The following is a 17,051-nucleotide window of genomic DNA, read 5'->3' as shown; positions in this document are numbered from 1 at the left end:
GGTGTGCGCGGCACCCTGACAGGTCAGACGCGCCGCAGGACCGCGACGACCTTACCGAGGATCACGGCGTCGTCTCCAGGAATCGGCTCATAGGCCGGGTTGTGCGGCAGCAGCCACACCTGCTTGCCGCGCCGGCTGTAGGTCTTGACGGTGGCCTCACCGTCGATCATCGCGGACACGATCTCGCCCAGCTCGGCCGTGGGTTGCTGGCGAACCACCACCCAGTCGCCGTCGCAGATGGCCGCCTCGACCATCGAGTCGCCCTTGACCTTGAGCAGAAACAGCTCACCCTCGCCTACCAGCTGACGGGGGAGCGGCATGATCTCCTCGACAGCCTGCTCGGCGAGGATCGGTCCACCGGCGGCGATCCGGCCTACCACGGGCACGAACGCCGGCGTGGGATGAGCGTCACCGCTGTCGGTCTCGTCGTACGTCGTCATCCGGGCACTCGAGACGGCCCGGCGGTGAGTGTCGGGGAACAAGACCTCGAGCGCGCGGGGTCGGTTGGGGTCGCGCCGGATGAATCCCTTGGTCTCGAGGACGCGGAGCTGGTGGGCGACCGATGAGGACGAGGTCAGACCGACGAGCTCGCCGATCTCGCGCATGGCAGGTGGATATCCCCGGTTTTCGACCGACTCGCGGATGACTTCCAGGATTCGGCGCTGCCTGGGCGTGAGGCCGGTGGCGTCCGGCGGCCCGTCGGGCAGTTCGCGCACGGCCGCGGTGGAGGAGTCGCGATCGGACTTCTTCCGCTTGGGCATAGCGGTGTTCTCCTTCCGAGGGTTTCCAGGAAGGGCTCCCGGGTTCCCGCCGGGTGCCCACATCGAGGAGCGTAGGGCCTCCGTCATCCACTTTCAAACATCTGTTCGACGGCGTGTCGCGAGCGTGTCGCGGACCGTGCAGGACGCCGCTCGCGCCCACCTGGCCGATGGGACGGTCTGCCTGGCCGACGTGGGCGGGGCTGGTCCTCTCCCACCGGAGAACCTGTGGCCTCGAACCTATTTTCGACCCTGCGGTCTGGCGGGCTGTCGGTGGGGTGGTGTAGAAAATCGTCCAGACGTTCGATCGAACAGTCGTTCGACGTCGAGCAAGGTCGAGGTTCGTTCCCTCGCCGTAGGAGGTCGGCACATGAGTAGCAGTGCGCCAGTCGTGCACATCGACGAGTTCCGTTCCCGGCGGACCTCTCGGGCGAGCGCGCCCCACCTCCCGGAGGCACTGTCGGACAGTGGGCGGCTCGAGGGGGTCCCCCGCAGGGGCGCCGCCGAGCGCTCTCCGGCGCGAGCCCGGCGCGGTCCACGGCCGCGGCTGGTACGGGCGTGTCATCGAGGGCTGGTGGCGGGTGGGCCCGCGCAGGCGCCGGTCACCCTGACCCGGCGGGGCCGGGTCGCCGTTCTGGTGATGACGCTGGTCTTCCTCGCGCTCGGCGTCCTCGGCTCGGTGGTCCTGTTGCAGGGCGCGTCGGCCGCCGACGCGGGCTCTGACGGTGGTCAGTCGGTCCGGACCAGGACGGTGACGGTGGCGCCAGGGCAGACGCTGTGGGAGATCGCCGCACGAGTGGATCCTGATGCCGACATCCGGGCCACGGTCGAGGAGATCTCCCGGCTCAATGGCCTGACGAGCGCCGGTGACCTGGAGATGGGCCAGTCACTCGTGGTCCCAGTTCGTTCCGGTAGCTGACATCGCCGCCCCGAGGGTCTGGCCGGCGACACGCCCGGCTATCGCGGGTTGTGTCCCGCCTTGCGCCACCTGACCTGCAGCGACGCGGGGAGAGGAGTGTCGCCGGCGCGCCGAAGCTTGCATGGGTCTGGGCGACCGACGTACGGTACCCCTAGATGTGGTAGTTACAGAGTTGTAAGTCGTCCACAGGTTGTGATTCGAAGCCCACAGGTTCTCCCCAGGGAATCCACAGTCTCATCCCCAGGGACAGCGCGATCTGGGCCCCGAACCAGGACATGTCGGGCAGATCTCGACGGCAGGGCCCGATCATCTGATCACCCCGCCGCCTGGACCCCGAGGAGCGCGCGTCATGCACTGCCCTTTCTGTCGACACCTCGACAGTCGCGTCGTCGACAGTCGTACGACCGACGACGGCACCGCGATCCGGCGCCGTCGCCAGTGCCCTGAGTGCGAGCGTCGCTTCACGACCGTCGAACAGGTCACCCTCGCCGTGGTGAAGCGCTGCGGAGTGACCGAGCCGTTCAGTCGGGACAAGGTCGCGGCCGGTGTGCGCAAGGCGTGCAAGGGACGGCCCGTCGACGAAGATGCCCTCGCGCTCCTCGCACAGCGCGTCGAGGAGGAGATCCGGGCTAGCGGTTCGGCCGAAGTTCCCTCGCACGAGGTCGGGCTCGCGATCCTCGGGCCGCTGCGGGAACTCGACGAGGTCGCCTACATGCGGTTCGCAAGTGTCTACCGGAGCTTCGCGAGCCTGTCCGACTTCGAGACCGAGATCGCGCTTCTGCGCGCCGAGCGGGCCGAGACGGTTCCCGAACCCACACCCGAGCGGGAATCCGCCCACCCCTAGGAGCTGGGCCACGACGGCCGAACGGGACCAGGTGGAGACGGCTCGCCACAGACCCGTTCCTGGGCAGGCGAGGGGAAGCGTCCGGCCCAGGAACACCAACACACCAGAAGGAACCAAGGAGAGGCAGCATGACGGAGACGGTGAGCGGCTCAACCCGCGGGGGGGCGAGGGGACGTACGAACAAGGGACTGAAGATCTCGAGGGTCTTCACGAAGCCCGGTTCGCACCCCTACGACGAGGTGACCTGGGAGCGCCGCGACGTCGTACAGCAGAACTGGAAGACCGGCGAGACCGTCTTCAGCCAGAAGGGCGTGGAGTTTCCCGACTTCTGGTCGGTGAACGCCTCGACGATCGTCACCACGAAGTACTTTCGGGGTGCCGTCGACACTCCGCAGCGGGAACAGAGCCTGAAACAGCTCATCGACCGGGTGGTCAAGACCTACCGACGGACTGGCGAGGAGCACGGGTACTTCGCGTCTCCCGCCGACGCCGAGATCTTCGACCATGAGCTCACCTGGATGCTGCTGCACCAGTACTTCAGCTTCAACAGCCCCGTCTGGTTCAACGTCGGCACGCCGTCGCCGCAGCAGGTGAGCGCCTGCTTCATCCTGGCGGTCGACGACTCGATGGACTCGATCCTCAACTGGTACAAGGAAGAGGGCCTGATCTTCAAGGGCGGCTCCGGCTCGGGTGTGAACCTCTCCCGCATCCGCGCCAGCCGCGAACTGCTCTCCTCCGGCGGCACGGCGTCCGGGCCGGTGTCGTTCATGCGCGGTGCGGACGCCTCGGCCGGGACCATCAAGTCCGGCGGGGCGACCCGGCGCGCGGCGAAGATGGTGATCCTCGACGTCGACCACCCCGACGTGGAGGAGTTCATCGAGACGAAGGCGCGCGAGGAGGACAAGATCCGTGCCCTCCGCGATGCCGGCTTCGACATGGACCTCGGCGGGGCCGACATCCACTCGGTGCAGTACCAGAACGCCAACAACTCCGTCCGGGTCTCCGACGAGTTCATGCGTGCGGTCGAGGACGGCGCGCCGTTCGGCCTGCGGGCCCGGATCACCGGGGACGTTCTGGAGAAGGTCGACGCCAAGGGGCTCTTCCGCAAGATCTCCGACGCGGCATGGGGTTGTGCCGACCCCGGCCTGCAGTACGACGACACGATCAACGACTGGCACACCTGCCCCGAGACCGGTCGGATCACGGCGTCCAACCCATGCTCGGAATACCTTCACCTGGACAACTCCTCGTGCAACCTCGCCTCGCTCAACCTGCTGAAGTTCCTGACCGACGACGGGCGCTTCGAGACCGACACCTTCGTCAAGGCGGTCGAGCTCGTCATCACCGCGATGGACATCTCGATCTGCTTCGCCGACTTCCCCACCCAGGCGATCGGTGACACGACGCGGGCCTACCGCCAGCTCGGCATCGGCTACGCCAACCTCGGCGCCCTGCTGATGGCCACCGGGCACGGCTATGACTCCGAAGGAGGCCGGGCGCTCGCGGCGGCGATCACCTCGCTGATGACGGGCACCGCCTACAAGCGGTCTGCCGAGCTGGCGGGGATCGTCGGTCCGTACGACGGCTACGCACGCAACGCCGAGCCGCACAAGCGGGTCATGCGCAAGCACGCCGCTGCCAACGACGCCGTACGCTCGATCGGCGCGATGGACCGCGAGGTTCTCAAGGCGGCAGGCGCGGCCTGGGACGGCGCGTTGAAGATCGGTCAGAAGAACGGCTACCGCAACTCCCAGGCCAGCGTGATCGCACCGACCGGCACGATCGGTCTGGCGATGGACTGCGACACGACCGGCGTCGAGCCTGACCTGGCGCTCGTGAAGTTCAAGAAGCTGGTCGGCGGCGGGTCGATGCAGATCGTCAACAACACGATCCCGCGCGCGCTCGACAAGCTCGGCTACCAGCAGGAGCAGGTCGAGGCGATCGTCGAGTACATCTCCGAGCACGGCCACGTCATCGATGCACCGGGACTCAGGCCGGAACACTACGAAGTGTTCGACTGCGCCATGGGCACTCGGGCGATCAAGCCGATGGGCCACGTGAAGATGATGGCGGCGGTGCAACCGTTCGTCAGTGGCGCCATCAGCAAGACCGTGAACATGCCCGAGACGGCGACGGTCGAAGAGGTGGAGGAGATCTACTTCCAGGGTTGGAAGCTCGGCCTCAAGGCACTCGCGATCTACCGCGACAACTGCAAGGTCGGTCAGCCGCTCTCCGATGCGCGGGCGAAGAAGAAGTCGGCCTCCCAGGAGGCCGAGGCAGAGGCTACGGAGAAGGAGGTCGTGGTCGAGTACCGGCCCACGCGTCGCCGGCTGCCCAAGTCCCGCCCGTCGCGCACGACGTCGTTCACCGTGGGCGGCGCCGAGGGTTACATGACGGCCGGCTCCTACCCCGACGACGGGTTGGGGGAGGTCTTCCTCAAGCTCGGCAAGCAGGGGTCCACCCTCGCGGGTGTCATGGACGCCTTCTCCATCGCGGTGTCGATCGCCTTGCAGTACGGCGTTCCGCTGGAGACCTTCGTCCAGAAGTTCACCAACCTGCGGTTCGACCCGGCAGGCATGACCGATGACGCCGATGTCCGCATGGCGCAGTCGATCATGGACTACATCTTCCGGCGGCTGGCTCTCGACTACCTGTCGTTCGAGAAGCGTGCGGCCCTCGGCATCTACTCGGCCGAGGAACGGCAGCGTCAGCTCGAGACGGGTTCGTACGAACCGATCCCGGAACCTGACGATGCCAGCGACATCGGCGATGCGGCCTCGCTCACCCAGGAGGGGAGCGGTACGGACGACGACGCCGGGCCGGAAGCGTCCCGGGTCGCACAGGCGCAGGCCAAGCCGGCCCCTCGGGAGGCACACACGTCGACGGAACTCCTCGAGGCGATCCAGGGTCGGACGGCCGACGCGCCGCTCTGCTTCACCTGCGGAACGAAGATGCGTCCGGCAGGGAGCTGCTTCGTCTGCGAGGGATGCGGCAGCACCAGCGGTTGCAGCTGATCCGCGTGGACCCCGGCAGCCCGGGCGGGTGAGTCGAGAGGCTCGTTCGCCCGGGCTGTCCGGGTTCTGGTTTTGCCGTCCCTGGCGGCGGGGCGGCCGATTCCGAGCTCTGGTCAAACCGGTGCGACAACGATGGCCAGGTCCGGCAGGATTGCACCTCGTGCTCCTGACTCTGACGACCACTGCCGAACCCGCCACCGATCTGGGCTATCTGCTCCACAAGCACCCGGGGCGGGCGCAGGAGTTCGCCGTCGCCGGTGGCACGGCCCACGTGTTCTACCCCGAGGCGAGCGCTGCCCGGTGCACGGTGGCGCTCCTGCTGGAGGTGGACCCGATCGGGCTTGTGCGTGGCAGGCAGAGCCGTTTCAGGGACGCGTTCGCGCTGGGCCAGTACGTCAACGACCGGCCGTACGTCGCCTCCAGCATGCTGGCCGTCTCGCTTGGCAAGGTCTTTCGTACCGCTTTGTCAGGGCGATGCGACGCCCGGCCTGAGCTCGCGGCGACGGCGCTCCCGCTCGAGGTACGGATACCTGTCCTGCCGTGCCGTGGAGACCCGGACCTCGCCAAGCGGCTCTTCGCGCCGTTGGGCTGGCAGGTGCAGGCGGACCGGATCATGCTCGACGAGGCGATTCCGGACTGGGGAGCCTCGCGGTACGTCGATCTTCGACTCGTCGGCCGTCTGCGGTTGGCCGACGCGCTCAACCACTTCTACGTCCTGCTGCCCGTGCTGGATGACGACAAGCACTACTGGGTGGGCGCGGACGAGGTGGAGAAGCTCGTCAGAGCGGGCTCCGGGTGGCTCGCGACCCATCCGGACAAGGCCTTGATCACTCACCGGTATCTCGCCCATCAGGCGGGTCTCACCCACAGTGCGCTGGCCCGCCTGGCGGAGGTAGACGACGCGGAGCCGGCGGAGCTCGACAACGCCGTCCCCTCGTCCACTGGCGCCGACGGCGCCGACGGCGCTGACGGCGCTGACGGCGCTGACGGCGCTGACGGCGCTGACGGCGCTGACACAGCCGCCGGGGAGCCGGATCGACTGGTTCCGCTGTCCGAGCAGCGGCGCGCCGCCGTCCTTGCCGTCCTGCGTGACGTGGGTGCCAAGCGGGTCGGGGACCTTGGCTGCGGTGAGGGTGCGTTGGTCGCGGCCATGCTGGCCGATCCGTCGTTCACCGATGTCCTGGCGACCGACGTGTCCGCGCGAGCCCTGGAGGTCGCCGCGAGGAAGCTCCGCCTGGAGCAGATGCCGGAAGTGAAGCGCGAGCGCCTGACGCTCTTCCAGTCCTCGTTGACCTACCGCGACGACCGGTTGACGGGTCTGGACGCGGCGGTGTTGATGGAGGTGGTGGAGCACGTGGATCCGCCCCGCCTCGCCGCCCTCGAACGCAGTGTCCTGGGTCATGCGGCACCCGCGACAGTGATCGTGACGACGCCGAACGCGGAACACAATGTGCGGTACGAAAGCCTGCCCGCGGGAGCCTTCCGCCATCGCGACCACCGGTTCGAGTGGACGCGCGAGGAGTTCGCCGCCTGGGCCGAACAGGCGGCCGGCCGGTTCGGCTACACCGTGCGGCTGCTTCCGGTCGGTGCCGACGATCCCGAGGTGGGACCGCCGACACAGCTGGCCGTCTTCACCCGACAGCCGTCCGCCGTGTCCGACCGCGAAGGCGCGCGCCGATGACCTCGACATCGACCAACGAAGCCGCGCGCTCCGCTACGTCCGACCACCTGCTGGAGATTCCCGCGTTGAGCCTGGTGGTGCTGGTGGGGGCGAGCGGGTCGGGAAAGTCGACCTTCGCCCGGACTCACTTCGCATCGACGGAAGTGCTGTCCAGCGACTTCTGTCGCGGCCTGGTCGCCGACGACGAGAACGATCAGTCGGCAACGAAGGACGCCTTCGACGTGCTCCACTACATCGCCGGCAAACGCCTCGCGGCCGGGCGGCTCACCGTCGTCGATGCGACCAACGTGCAGCCCGACGCCCGCAGGTCCCTGGTCGGCCTGGCTCGCGAGCACGACGTCGTCCCGGTGGCGATCGTGCTCGACCTTCCCGAGCGCGTGTGCATCGATCGCAACGCCGGGCGGGCCGATCGGACGTTCGGTGCGAACGTCGTGCGGCGCCAGAGCGGCCAGTTGCGGCGCGGGCTTCGGAACCTCAAGCGTGAAGGTTTCCGCACGGTCCACCGCCTCACCTCCGAAGCGGACGTCGACACGGTCACGATCAGCCGGACCCGGCTGTACAACGACCTTCGCCACGAGACCGGCCCGTTCGACGTCATCGGCGACGTGCACGGCTGCCGCGCCGAGTTGGAGGACCTGCTCGTTGCCCTCGGCTACGAGGCGACACGTGACGCACACGGGCACCCGGTGAACGCGCGGCATCCCGACGGACGGCGCGCGGTCTTCGTCGGCGACCTGGTTGACCGCGGCCCGGACACACCTGGTGTCCTCCGCCTCGTCATGGGCATGGTGGCCGACGGTTCGGCGTTCTGCGTACCCGGAAACCACGAGAGCAAGCTGCTGCGAGCGATGCGCGGGCAGAATGTGCGGGTCTCTCATGGGCTGGCCGAGTCGATGGAGCAGTTGGCGGGGGAGTCCGAGGAGTTCCGCGCCGATGTGGTGCGGTTCCTCGACGGGCTCATCTCGCACTACGTGTTGGACGGCGGCGCCCTCGTCGTGTCGCATGCGGGACTGTCCGAACGGCTGCAGGGGCGCGCGTCGCGCCGTGTCCGTGCGTTCTGCCTGTATGGACAGACCACCGGAGAGACCGACGAGTTCGGTCTGCCCGTGCGGTACCCGTGGGCGGATGACTACCGCGGCCAGGCCATGGTGCTCTACGGCCACACGCCCGTGCCGACACCCGAGTGGATCAACAACACGATGTGTCTTGACACCGGCTGTGTCTTCGGCGGCCGACTCACAGCAGTCCGCTATCCCGAGCGGGAGGTCGTGTCAGTACCCGCCGCGAGGGTCTACTACGAGTCGGCGAAGCCCTTCCCGCCCGCATCACCGGCACCGGGCGCTGACACGCTGAGGAACCCGCAGCTTCAGGCCGTTGCCGGTGGGCCGAGGCAGGCGACCCGCCGCGAACCTGACGTCCTCGACATCACCGACGTCGCCGGTCGGCGGGTGGTGGAGACCCAGCATCACGGGCGGATCAGTGTGCGGGAGGAGAACGCCGCCGCGGCGTTGGAAGTGATGAGCCGCTTCGCCGTGGATCCGCGGTGGCTGCTCTACCTCCCGCCGACGATGAGTCCGGTCGCCACGTCGACGAGAAGCGATCTGCTCGAGCACCCCGACCAGGCCTTCGACGCCTACCGCGCGGAGGGGGTCGGTGCGGTGGTGTGCGAGGAGAAGCACATGGGTTCGCGGGCCGTCGCGCTGGTCTGCCGCAACCTCGCGGCGGCGCGGGACCGCTTCGGCGCGCCCGGTGACGCGAGCGGCGCGGTCTGGACGCGGACCGGGCGGCCCTTCTTCGGCTCTGACGTGACCAAGCGGCTCATCGAGCGACTCGGTCAGGCCGCGGAGTCCGCCGGGCTGTTCGACGAACTGGCGACCTCCTGGTTGCTGCTCGACGCAGAGCTCCTGCCATGGAGCGCCAAGGCCGAGGACCTGTTGCGCCACCAGTACGCGTCCGTGGGCGCCGCGGCTCGAACCGCCCTGCCAGCGGCTGTCTCGGTTCTGGAGCAGGCCGCGACGTCCGGACTCGACGTGACGCCGCTGCTGGAACGTACGAAGTCCAGGCAGGCCAACGCCGAGGTGTTCACGGCGGTCTACCGGCAGTACTGCTGGGCCACCGAGGGCCTGACCGGGGTGCGCCTGGCGCCGTTCCAGCTTCTGGCCAGCGAGGGTGCGAGCCATCACGACAAGACCCACGCGTGGCATCTCGACATCGCCGATCGGCTGGTGGCGGCGGATGGCGCGCTGTTCACCGCCACCAGGCGTACGTTCGTCGAGGTCACGGATCCAGAGGCGGTCGGGGTAGCCGCAGCATGGTGGGACGACCTCACCTCCGCTGGAGGCGAGGGCATGGTCGTCAAGCCGGCGGCGAACCTCGTCCGCGGTCGGCGGGGTCTGGTGCAGCCGGGGCTCAAGGTCCGTGGCCGGGACTACCTTCGCCTGATCTACGGCCCCGACTACACCGAGCCGGTCAATCTCGAGCGGCTTCGCCAGCGCGGCCTCAACCACAAGCGTTCGCTGGCGGCGCGGGAGTATGCGCTCGGGCTCGAGGCGCTCGACCGGCTCGCGCACGGGGAGCCGTTGTGGCGGATACACGAGTGTGTGTTCGCCGTCCTGGCGCTGGAGTCCGAGCCGGTGGATCCGCGACTCTGAAACTCACCGCCTGCGGTGCGGGCGGCGCACGGTTGACGGTCGCCCGGGTCGGCGCTTCAGTCCGGCCCGGGTCCGACCCACGTCGGAGGTGCTACTCAGCCTGGAGATCGGCGAGAGCGCGCTGGGCTGCTTCCAACTCCGCCTGCAACTGCTCGACCCGGGAACGTTGCCGGTCCCGGGCCGCGCTCAGCACCGACTCGATCGCCTCGGCGATGTCGGGGTGGAGGTCCTTGGCGGCGGCGGCGACCGCCGTTGCCGGCACCGGCAAAGCTTTCACCACCCGCTTGCCGCCATGGGTGACCTCGGCCTGCCAGTCGGTGGCCTCCGCGGTACCGGTCACGGTGAGGACGAGTTCGACACCCTGCGGCTTCGCACCAGCGCCCTTGCGAGGCCTCCCACGCCTGGGTCGCGCCCCCGCCGGATCGGCAGCTTCGGACGCATCTGTCGCCGGAGCCGCGTCGCTCCCGCCGCTCGCGGAACCGGGGCTGGACGCGACGTCGAGCGAGCTGTCGCCTCGATCGTCCGCGGTCTCCGCAGCCGCCACCGCCGCGGCTTCGTCCTGCTTGGTCACATCCACCATCAGCGCTCCTTGATGTCCTGCCATAGGTTTGTCGGGTGCGGCGCTCACTGTAGCAGTGGGTAGAACGTGTGTTCGACAAGATCCTCTTGCGTGTCGCGGTGAAACGCTGGACCGGTGGAGAGCTGGGAACGCAGGCGTAGGGAATGGGGGAACGACTGTGCGCGTCGTCATTGCTGGGGCCCATGGAAAGGTCGGCTTGCGCCTGGGCCGGATGCTCGCTGATCGCGGTGACGACCTCATCGGCATCGTCCGCAATCCTGAGCACGGACCGGACCTTCGCGCGCACGGTGTTGCTCCGATCGTGCTCGACCTGGAGCAGGCGACCGTCGAAGCGGTGAGTGACGTGCTTGCCGGTGCCGACGCCGCCGTCTTCGCGGCCGGTGCCGGCCCAGGCAGTGGTGCCGCCCGCAAGGACACCGTGGACAGGGCCGCCGCGGTGCTCGTGGCCGAGGCCGCCGAACAAGCCGGCGTACGACGAATCCTCCAGGTGTCGTCCATGGGAGTGGAGCAGGTCCGCGACGGTGCGTCGCCGCCCGGGATGGACGAGGTGTTCGTCGCCTACCTGAAGGCGAAACTCGCCGCGGAGGAGGACCTGCGGACGCGCGACCTCGACTGGACGATCCTGCGTCCGGGCGGGCTCACGGACGCACCCGGCACCGGGCGGGTATGCCTCGCCCCACACGTGGAACGCGGCCAGGTTCCACGCGAGGACGTGGCCGCCGTCCTGGTGGCGTTGCTGGAGGCGCCCGCGACCGCGGGTCTGGTCCTCGAGCTCACCAGCGGCGACACGCCCATCCCGGATGCCGTGTCCGCGGTGACAAGCCTGCCTTGACAGCGCGATCGGCAGGGCCCCGCGCCTCGCGCGGCTCGAGCATCGTGTGGCTGTTGCGAGAAGCCGGACCGCGAAGAACGACGGCGTTGCGGGCAGGTTAACCGGAAGCACCGACAGGCTGAAGAGTGCGACCTCGAGCCGTCCCACAGGGACCTGTGTTCGGAACGACCGTGTCCAAAGTGACCTGAGTCACTTCGACAAAGCGGAATGGCCGGAGTAAGAGAAGAGCTGAAGCCCTTGTGGGCAGTGTCGCCCACCCTTTCCTTCTTCTGAGACGACCTCGGGCGGCGTTGCCTCCCGTTCCAGCACCATCGCCACGCCCTTGCCGTACCACGGCACACATATGTCAGGCATCCATCGCCACCATCCGTGCGCGCGATGCCAGAGCTTCGGAGACCACCTGTGCGCACCACCGTCGGCGCTGTCGACCCAACGCTGCGAGAAAGACCTGCCCGGATGCCGTTGTTGGTCCTCCTCCTCGGCTCGATCACCGCGATCGGGCCGCTGTCGATCGACCTGTACCTCCCAGCTTTTCCGGAGCTGACCCGTGCGCTGCACACCAGCGAGGCGATGGTCCAGCTCACCCTGACCGCCTGCCTGGTCGGTCTCGCCTCGGGCCAGGCGTTCCTCGGACCACTGTCTGACGCGGTGGGGCGCAGGCGCCCGCTCATCGCGGGCATGATCGGCTTCACGGCCGCCTCCGTGCTGTGCGCACTTGCTCCCACGATCGAGGTCCTCCTGGCCGGCCGGTTCCTGCAGGGCTTCGCCGGGTCGGCGGGCATGGTCCTCGCCCAGGCGCTCGTCCGTGACCTGGTGGAAGGTCCGATGATCGCCCGGGTCCTCAGCCGGCTGATGCTCGTCATCGGCGTCGCGCCTGTTCTCGCGCCCACCTTCGGCGGCCAGATCCTCGGTCTCACCGGGTGGCGTGGGCTGTTCTGGGCACTCGCCGGCTTCGGCGGGATCATGACCTTCGTCGTGGTGGCGTTCGTCAGCGAGACGCTCCCGAGCGAACGCCGCCAGCGCGGCGGCATCCTCGGCACCCTGCGCGGCTACCGACGGGTCTCGTCCGACCGGCGCTACCTGGGATACGGCGCGATCTCGGCGTTCGGGTTCCTCGCGATCTTCGGCTATGTCTCCGGGTCCTCCTTCGCCTACCAGGAGGTCTACGGTGTCTCGCCGCAGACGTTCGGCCTGCTCTTCGGCCTCAACGGGGTCGGGTTGGTCTGCGCGAGCCAGCTGAACGCACGGCTCGTCCTCAGGGTGCCGCCGTTCGTGATCCTGCGTACCGTCCTGCCGATCACCGCGGCCGGGGCGATCGCGATGCTGTTCACGACGGCGACAGGGGCGTTCGGGATCATCGGCCTGGCCGCACCCCTGCTGGTCGTGATGACGAGCCTCGGTCTGGTCCTGCCGAACTCCGGTGCCCTCGCGCTGAACCGCCATCCCGAGTCGGCGGGGACCGCAGCGGCACTTGTCGGAATGACCCAGTTCGTGGTGGGAGGCATCGCCGGCCCTGTCATCGGCCTGGCCGGTACGGGCAGCGCCGTTCCCATGGCCGTGGTCATGGTGACCGGCGTGGCCGGCATGAGCGTGATCGCGACGCTGCTGGCTCCGGGAGAGCCGAGGCGCGGCGCGCGGCACCGGAGATCCAGGAGCCCGGTCGAGGCGGCCGAACCAGCCCTTCGCTGACGGCCGGCCTCGGTGCCCGGCCGGATCGGGCAGACTGACAGGCGTGGTGGCGCCACGGTGGGTTCTTCACGTCGACCTCGACCAGTTCATCGCGGCGGTCGAGGTGCTCCGCCGGCCGGAGCTCGCCGGGCGGCCGGTCGTCGTCGGCGGGGCCGGTGACCCGACCCAGCGCGGCGTGGTGGCTACGGCGTCCTACGAAGCCCGCGAGTTCGGCGTCCAGTCGGGCATCCCGTTGCGGACGGCGGCGCGAAGGTGCCCCGACGCGGTGTTCCTCCCCTCGGACCCGCCGGCCTATGACGCGGCGTCGGAGAAGGTCATGGAGACCCTGCGGGAGTTCCCGGCCGTCGTCGAGGTCATGGGCTGGGACGAGGCGTTCCTCGAGGTGCACACTCCTGACCCGGAGGCGATGGCGGCCGAGATCGCCGACGCCGTACGCACGAACACCCAGCTCGCGTGCTCGGTTGGTATCGGCGACAACAAGCTGCGCGCCAAGCTGGCGACGGGTTTCGCCAAGCCCGCCGGCGTCTTCCGCCTCACCGAGGCCAACTGGTGGCAGGTCATGGCCGAACGCCCGACCGACGCCCTGTGGGGGATCGGCCGGAAGACCGCCCGCAAGCTCGCCGACCTCGGTGCCCACACCGTCGCCGAGCTCGCCGGGACGGACGCGGCCGTGCTGGCGGGGCGGCTCGGGCCGACCATGGGCCCGTGGTACCGCCGGATCGCCCGGGGCGAGGACCGGTCACCCGTCGTCGGCACGCCGTACGTCCCGCGGTCGCGAAGCCGGGAGACGACGTTCCAGACCAACCTCACCGACTGGTCGGCCGTACGCACGGAGGTCGTGACGCTCGCGCACCGGGTCGCCGACGACGTGGTGGCCGAGGGCCGACCCGCCGCGCGGGTCGCCGTCAAGGTCCGATGGGCACCGTTCCAGACCCACACGCGAAGCGTCACCCTGGCAGCGCCGACGAGTGACGCCGCCGACATCGAGGCGGGGGCGCTCGCCGCGTTGGCGAAGTTCGAACCGGGCCGGGCGGTCCGGCTGCTCGGCGTACGGGCCGAGTTCGAGACCAGGTGAAGGGGAACGCCCTCAGAAGCGCCAGCGGGTCTGGCTGAACGGCCGGCCCTTGGCGAACCCGAATGCCTTCGAGGGCGCCACTTCGTAGATGAGCACGTCGCCGCGCCGGATCGCGTCGGCGAGGCCGTGGAACGTTCCGTCTGGCGCGGTGAAGTGGTGCCGGTACTTCGACTCGTAGCCGGTGGCGATCCGGTCCAGCCGAGCCTTGTCCTCGACAGTACGGGCGTCGCCTTCCACCACGATGTCGCAGCCCTCGTCGAGGTCGTTGCGGCCGGTCGTGAGGATGCAGTGCGGGTTGCTGGCGAGGTTCTTCGCCTTGCGTTCCTCCGAGCCGGTGCAAAAGTACAACGCGTCGTCCAACCAGAGCCCGATCAGGGGCGTGACGTGGGGGCGTCCGTCCGGGCGTACCGTCGTCAGCCAGTACACGCCCGCCGTCTCCAACTGCCCGCATGCCTCCGCCCACCCGGTCGGCGTCGCGTCCTCGCTGCTGAATCTCGCATCCAGGTCGGTCGTCGGCGGCTTGGCGGCCATCGTCTCTCCGTTCCTCGTGGGTACGTCCTGTGACGTAGACGCGTCCAGAGCCGGAAACTCATCGGTCCGGGCGCCCCTGGGTCCTACCCAGGGTTCGCGCTGACGTCCCACAGGAGGACGGCGAGGTCGTCGAGCGTCGCGACCTCGCGCCCTCGTGCGATGTCCCTCACGCCGGTGAGCACGTCGAACCGGTGCATGAGCGCCACACTCATGGCCCGGCGGCAGAACGCGTCGTCGACCGGCCACCCGTAGCCCGCCAGGAAGGAGCCGAGGAGTCTCTTGTCGCCTTCGAACGCGCCGAAGTGGAGGGCTGCCAGTTCGTAGTAGGGGTCGGTGACGAAGGCGTCGCCCCAGTCGATGATGCCGACCAGTTGGCCGCCGTCGACGAAGAGATGGTCCTCGGTCAGGTCGGCGTGGACCAGCCGGCGGTGGGGAGACGGTGCAGAGAGAAAGTCGGGGATCTGGTCGATCAGGTGCTCCGGGAGCGTGCCCCATGCGCGGTGCCGCTCGGCGGTGCCGGGCCGGTGGTCGCGGAGCCAGTCCCGTTGGAGACCCGCCGCCTCGGGCACCCGCAGGTCGTGAACCTGCCGGATGATCTCGCCGACCGTTCCGGCCAGCTTGGTTCCGGTGGAGGCCGACGGACGAAGGTCGCGCCAGGCGCTGCCGGCGAGCCGGGTGGTGACGAGGTACGGCCAGGGATCGGCGCCGTCGTAGAGCTGGCCGTGGGCGACCAGCGCCGGCGCGGGAATGTTCGGGTGCCCTCTCAGGAGTTGCTGTACGGCCAGCTCGGCGTCGTGGTCGGCGCGCCAGGTTCCGAAACAGCCGAACAGCTTCACCACGACCGGTCCGGCGAGAAACGTCGGATAGGTACCGACGAAACCGGCCACCAGATCGCCGTCCGCATGGCCGTGGCGGCGGAGTACCTCCCTTACGTACGGCGCCCAGAACCCGACGTCGCCCAGTCGATCGCCGTAGTCACCGCCGGAGAGGTCCGGCGGCGGGGGAGCGCCCATCACGCCGGCCGATCCTGCCAGTTTCATACGTACACCCGCGGTGGGTTTTCCTTGCGGGGCTCACGCTCGGGCTACGCCGTCACTCGCACACCACGCCGTCGCCGTCCCGGTCGTGGTACCAGAAGTACTCGATGTCCCTGCCGAAGTAGTACGGCCCGTAGCCGCTCTCCCTGGCCCGCCGGCAGTTCACGAACCAGGGGTCGACGTCGTGTGGCCAGTTCCGCGACCGGTCGTGGCGCGAGTCGTTTCCGGAATCGGACGGTTCAGAGGGTGTCGACAGGCCCGCCGAGGAGTCCCGGTGTGGCTCCTTCGGTGAGGTCGGAGGAGGGTGCGGATCGGCGGAGTAGGGCGCCGGCGCCTGGCGCGCGGTGGGCACGGGACCACGATCGGCGTCGCGGTCAGCCTTCGGCGTGCGCCGAGCCGGCTGGTCATCCGGATCGAGGGTGACGACATTCGTCTCGCCGGGTGCGGAGAAGACGAAGACGTAAGCCAGCAGGATGGTGACGCCCACGACGAACCCGAGGGCGACGCCGAGCGGTCGTCGGCCGAACCTGGCGCGGGGTGGGGAGTCGTCGATCCACAGCTGCCAGCCGTACGGCGGAGGACCCCAGGACGGGTCGGGCTTCCAGCCGGGTGGAGGGGTCCAGTCAGCGGGCGGGCGTGGCCAGTTCGGTGGCGGGTTGTAGCGATCGGCCATGGCTGTCTCCCCGGACGAGGACCGTGGTGATCTTAGGCGTCACGGTTCCTCTCCGCAGGCCCTTGCTCACATCGTGGCAAGTCCGGTCAGCCGCGCAGTGTGTGATCCAACGGCGGTCCGCGGCCGTACGAGGCGAGCGTCGACGCCCGCGCCGCTCGTGGTCAGCCGACGGCGAGGGTCGGGTGATAGCCGCGCTGCCTGTCGTCAGCGGTGCGCCACCCCTGCTCGGTGAGCAGGATCACATGACCGTCGAAGGCTGGTACGTCGTGCCCGGACTGACGCCATCCCTCGAGCCATCGGCGGTCGGCGGCGGTGATCTCGAGCGGCCCGCTCCGGACGATCACCGTCAGGAACGAATGCCTTGGCGGGCCGACACTGACCCGCGGGCCGAACAGCCGCTCGGCCGTGTCGCGGACGGCCGCCGCGCAGTGTCGGATCTCGTCCGTGGTTCTGTCTGTCAGGGCGAGCACGGCCGTGTCGAGGAGATGTTGGATCGTGTCGGGAAGTTCGACGAGACCGATGATGACCATGCCGGCGCGAAGCCGGTGACGCCGGGCGATGCCCGCGAGCGCGGCGGCCGGGTCGCGCAACTCCCCCCGTTGAGTTCGCATGTCTTTGATGGTGCGCCTTTTCCGGTCGGCTTGGTGAGCTTTTTCCACAACCGGGCCTTGTCGCGACGACCGATCACGTCGCGGCGTACCGGGAATTGGACGGGTCCGTGGGGCTCTGTGTGATCCTTGGTGAGCGTCGTACGTCATCCGGACGAG

The 17,051-nt window shown here is 69.1% G+C and carries 14 protein-coding genes; 8 read left to right on the top strand and 6 right to left on the bottom strand.

Annotated elements, in window-relative coordinates:
• Positions 1 to 23: 23 nt before the first annotated feature.
• Positions 24 to 761, bottom strand: a complete 738-nt coding sequence (gene lexA, locus ABN034_RS03475; protein ID WP_349326488.1) for a transcriptional repressor LexA — start codon at positions 759 to 761, stop codon at positions 24 to 26.
• Positions 762 to 1,128: 367 nt separating this feature from the next.
• Between lexA and ABN034_RS03470 the strand changes: the two genes are divergently transcribed.
• The 5 genes from ABN034_RS03470 to ABN034_RS03450 all read left to right on the top strand — a co-directional run bounded on the left by ABN034_RS03470 (position 1,129) and on the right by ABN034_RS03450 (position 9,867).
• The gene (locus tag ABN034_RS03470; protein WP_349689495.1) at positions 1,129 to 1,677 is read left to right on the top strand and encodes a LysM peptidoglycan-binding domain-containing protein; all 549 of its coding nucleotides are present in this window, start codon (positions 1,129 to 1,131) and stop codon (positions 1,675 to 1,677) included.
• Positions 1,678 to 2,026: 349 nt separating this feature from the next.
• Entirely contained in the window at positions 2,027 to 2,521 is a 495-nt protein-coding gene (gene nrdR / locus ABN034_RS03465; protein WP_349689494.1) for a transcriptional regulator NrdR, read from the top strand.
• A 128-nt stretch (positions 2,522 to 2,649) separates the two neighbouring features.
• Positions 2,650 to 5,535 (top strand): vitamin B12-dependent ribonucleotide reductase, encoded by a 2,886-nt coding sequence (locus ABN034_RS03460; protein ID WP_349689493.1) that lies wholly within the window; start codon positions 2,650 to 2,652, stop codon positions 5,533 to 5,535.
• A 160-nt stretch (positions 5,536 to 5,695) separates the two neighbouring features.
• Entirely contained in the window at positions 5,696 to 7,216 is a 1,521-nt protein-coding gene (locus tag ABN034_RS03455) for a 3' terminal RNA ribose 2'-O-methyltransferase Hen1 (RefSeq protein WP_349689492.1), read from the top strand.
• On the top strand, positions 7,213 to 9,867 hold the full coding sequence (locus tag ABN034_RS03450; RefSeq protein ID WP_349689491.1) for a polynucleotide kinase-phosphatase: 2,655 nt from the start codon (positions 7,213 to 7,215) through the stop codon (positions 9,865 to 9,867). Before ABN034_RS03455 ends, ABN034_RS03450 begins: the two co-directional genes overlap by 4 nt.
• Positions 9,868 to 9,958: 91 nt before the next feature.
• Here the strand turns inward: ABN034_RS03450 and ABN034_RS03445 are convergent, their stop codons facing one another.
• Positions 9,959 to 10,447, bottom strand: a complete 489-nt coding sequence (locus tag ABN034_RS03445; protein WP_349689490.1) for a DUF6319 family protein — start codon at positions 10,445 to 10,447, stop codon at positions 9,959 to 9,961.
• Between the two features lie 157 nt (positions 10,448 to 10,604).
• Between ABN034_RS03445 and ABN034_RS03440 the strand changes: the two genes are divergently transcribed.
• The 3 genes from ABN034_RS03440 (at position 10,605) to ABN034_RS03430 (ending at position 14,043) form a co-directional block, all read left to right on the top strand.
• Positions 10,605 to 11,279, top strand: a complete 675-nt coding sequence (locus tag ABN034_RS03440) for an NAD(P)H-binding protein (RefSeq protein WP_349689489.1) — start codon at positions 10,605 to 10,607, stop codon at positions 11,277 to 11,279.
• A gap of 456 nt (positions 11,280 to 11,735) precedes the next feature.
• Entirely contained in the window at positions 11,736 to 12,968 is a 1,233-nt protein-coding gene (locus ABN034_RS03435) for a multidrug effflux MFS transporter (RefSeq protein WP_349689488.1), read from the top strand.
• Positions 12,969 to 13,011: 43 nt separating this feature from the next.
• Entirely contained in the window at positions 13,012 to 14,043 is a 1,032-nt protein-coding gene (locus tag ABN034_RS03430; RefSeq protein WP_349689487.1) for a DNA polymerase IV, read from the top strand.
• A gap of 12 nt (positions 14,044 to 14,055) precedes the next feature.
• Here the strand turns inward: ABN034_RS03430 and ABN034_RS03425 are convergent, their stop codons facing one another.
• From ABN034_RS03425 to ABN034_RS03410, 4 genes are all read right to left on the bottom strand, one after another.
• On the bottom strand, positions 14,056 to 14,574 hold the full coding sequence (locus ABN034_RS03425) for a pyridoxamine 5'-phosphate oxidase family protein (protein WP_349689486.1): 519 nt from the start codon (positions 14,572 to 14,574) through the stop codon (positions 14,056 to 14,058).
• An 83-nt stretch (positions 14,575 to 14,657) separates the two neighbouring features.
• Entirely contained in the window at positions 14,658 to 15,614 is a 957-nt protein-coding gene (locus ABN034_RS03420) for a phosphotransferase family protein (protein ID WP_349689485.1), read from the bottom strand.
• Positions 15,615 to 15,666: 52 nt separating this feature from the next.
• A complete protein-coding gene (locus tag ABN034_RS03415) occupies positions 15,667 to 16,284 on the bottom strand; it encodes an excalibur calcium-binding domain-containing protein (protein ID WP_349689484.1) in 618 nt (205 codons plus the stop codon).
• Positions 16,285 to 16,445: 161 nt separating this feature from the next.
• Positions 16,446 to 16,895 carry a hypothetical protein gene (locus tag ABN034_RS03410; protein ID WP_349689483.1) on the bottom strand — a complete coding sequence of 150 codons (450 nt, stop codon included), beginning with the start codon at positions 16,893 to 16,895 and terminating at the stop codon, positions 16,446 to 16,448.
• Between the last annotated feature and the right edge of the window lie 156 nt (positions 16,896 to 17,051).

This window comes from Actinopolymorpha sp. B11F2 (genome assembly GCF_040195635.1).
Lineage (GTDB): Bacteria > Actinomycetota > Actinomycetes > Propionibacteriales > Actinopolymorphaceae > Thermasporomyces.
Note: the sequence above shows the minus strand (reverse complement) of the source record. Positions and strands in the feature narration are given on the sequence as shown.

Bases quoted from the DNA above. Each gene is read 5' to 3' on its own strand.
- ABN034_RS03445 (WP_349689490.1), bottom strand. From the start codon at position 10,447: ATGGTGGATGTGACCAAGCAGGACGAAGCCGCGGCGGTGGCGGCTGCG.
- ABN034_RS03410 (WP_349689483.1), bottom strand. From the start codon at position 16,895: ATGCGAACTCAACGGGGGGAGTTGCGCGACCCGGCCGCCGCGCTCGCG.
- ABN034_RS03460 (WP_349689493.1), top strand. From the start codon at position 2,650: ATGACGGAGACGGTGAGCGGCTCAACCCGCGGGGGGGCGAGGGGACGT.
- ABN034_RS03415 (WP_349689484.1), bottom strand. From the start codon at position 16,284: ATGGCCGATCGCTACAACCCGCCACCGAACTGGCCACGCCCGCCCGCT.
- nrdR (WP_349689494.1), top strand. From the start codon at position 2,027: ATGCACTGCCCTTTCTGTCGACACCTCGACAGTCGCGTCGTCGACAGT.
- lexA (WP_349326488.1), bottom strand. From the start codon at position 761: ATGCCCAAGCGGAAGAAGTCCGATCGCGACTCCTCCACCGCGGCCGTG.
- ABN034_RS03470 (WP_349689495.1), top strand. From the start codon at position 1,129: ATGAGTAGCAGTGCGCCAGTCGTGCACATCGACGAGTTCCGTTCCCGG.
- ABN034_RS03450 (WP_349689491.1), top strand. From the start codon at position 7,213: ATGACCTCGACATCGACCAACGAAGCCGCGCGCTCCGCTACGTCCGAC.
- ABN034_RS03435 (WP_349689488.1), top strand. From the start codon at position 11,736: ATGCCGTTGTTGGTCCTCCTCCTCGGCTCGATCACCGCGATCGGGCCG.
- ABN034_RS03420 (WP_349689485.1), bottom strand. From the start codon at position 15,614: ATGAAACTGGCAGGATCGGCCGGCGTGATGGGCGCTCCCCCGCCGCCG.
- ABN034_RS03425 (WP_349689486.1), bottom strand. From the start codon at position 14,574: ATGGCCGCCAAGCCGCCGACGACCGACCTGGATGCGAGATTCAGCAGC.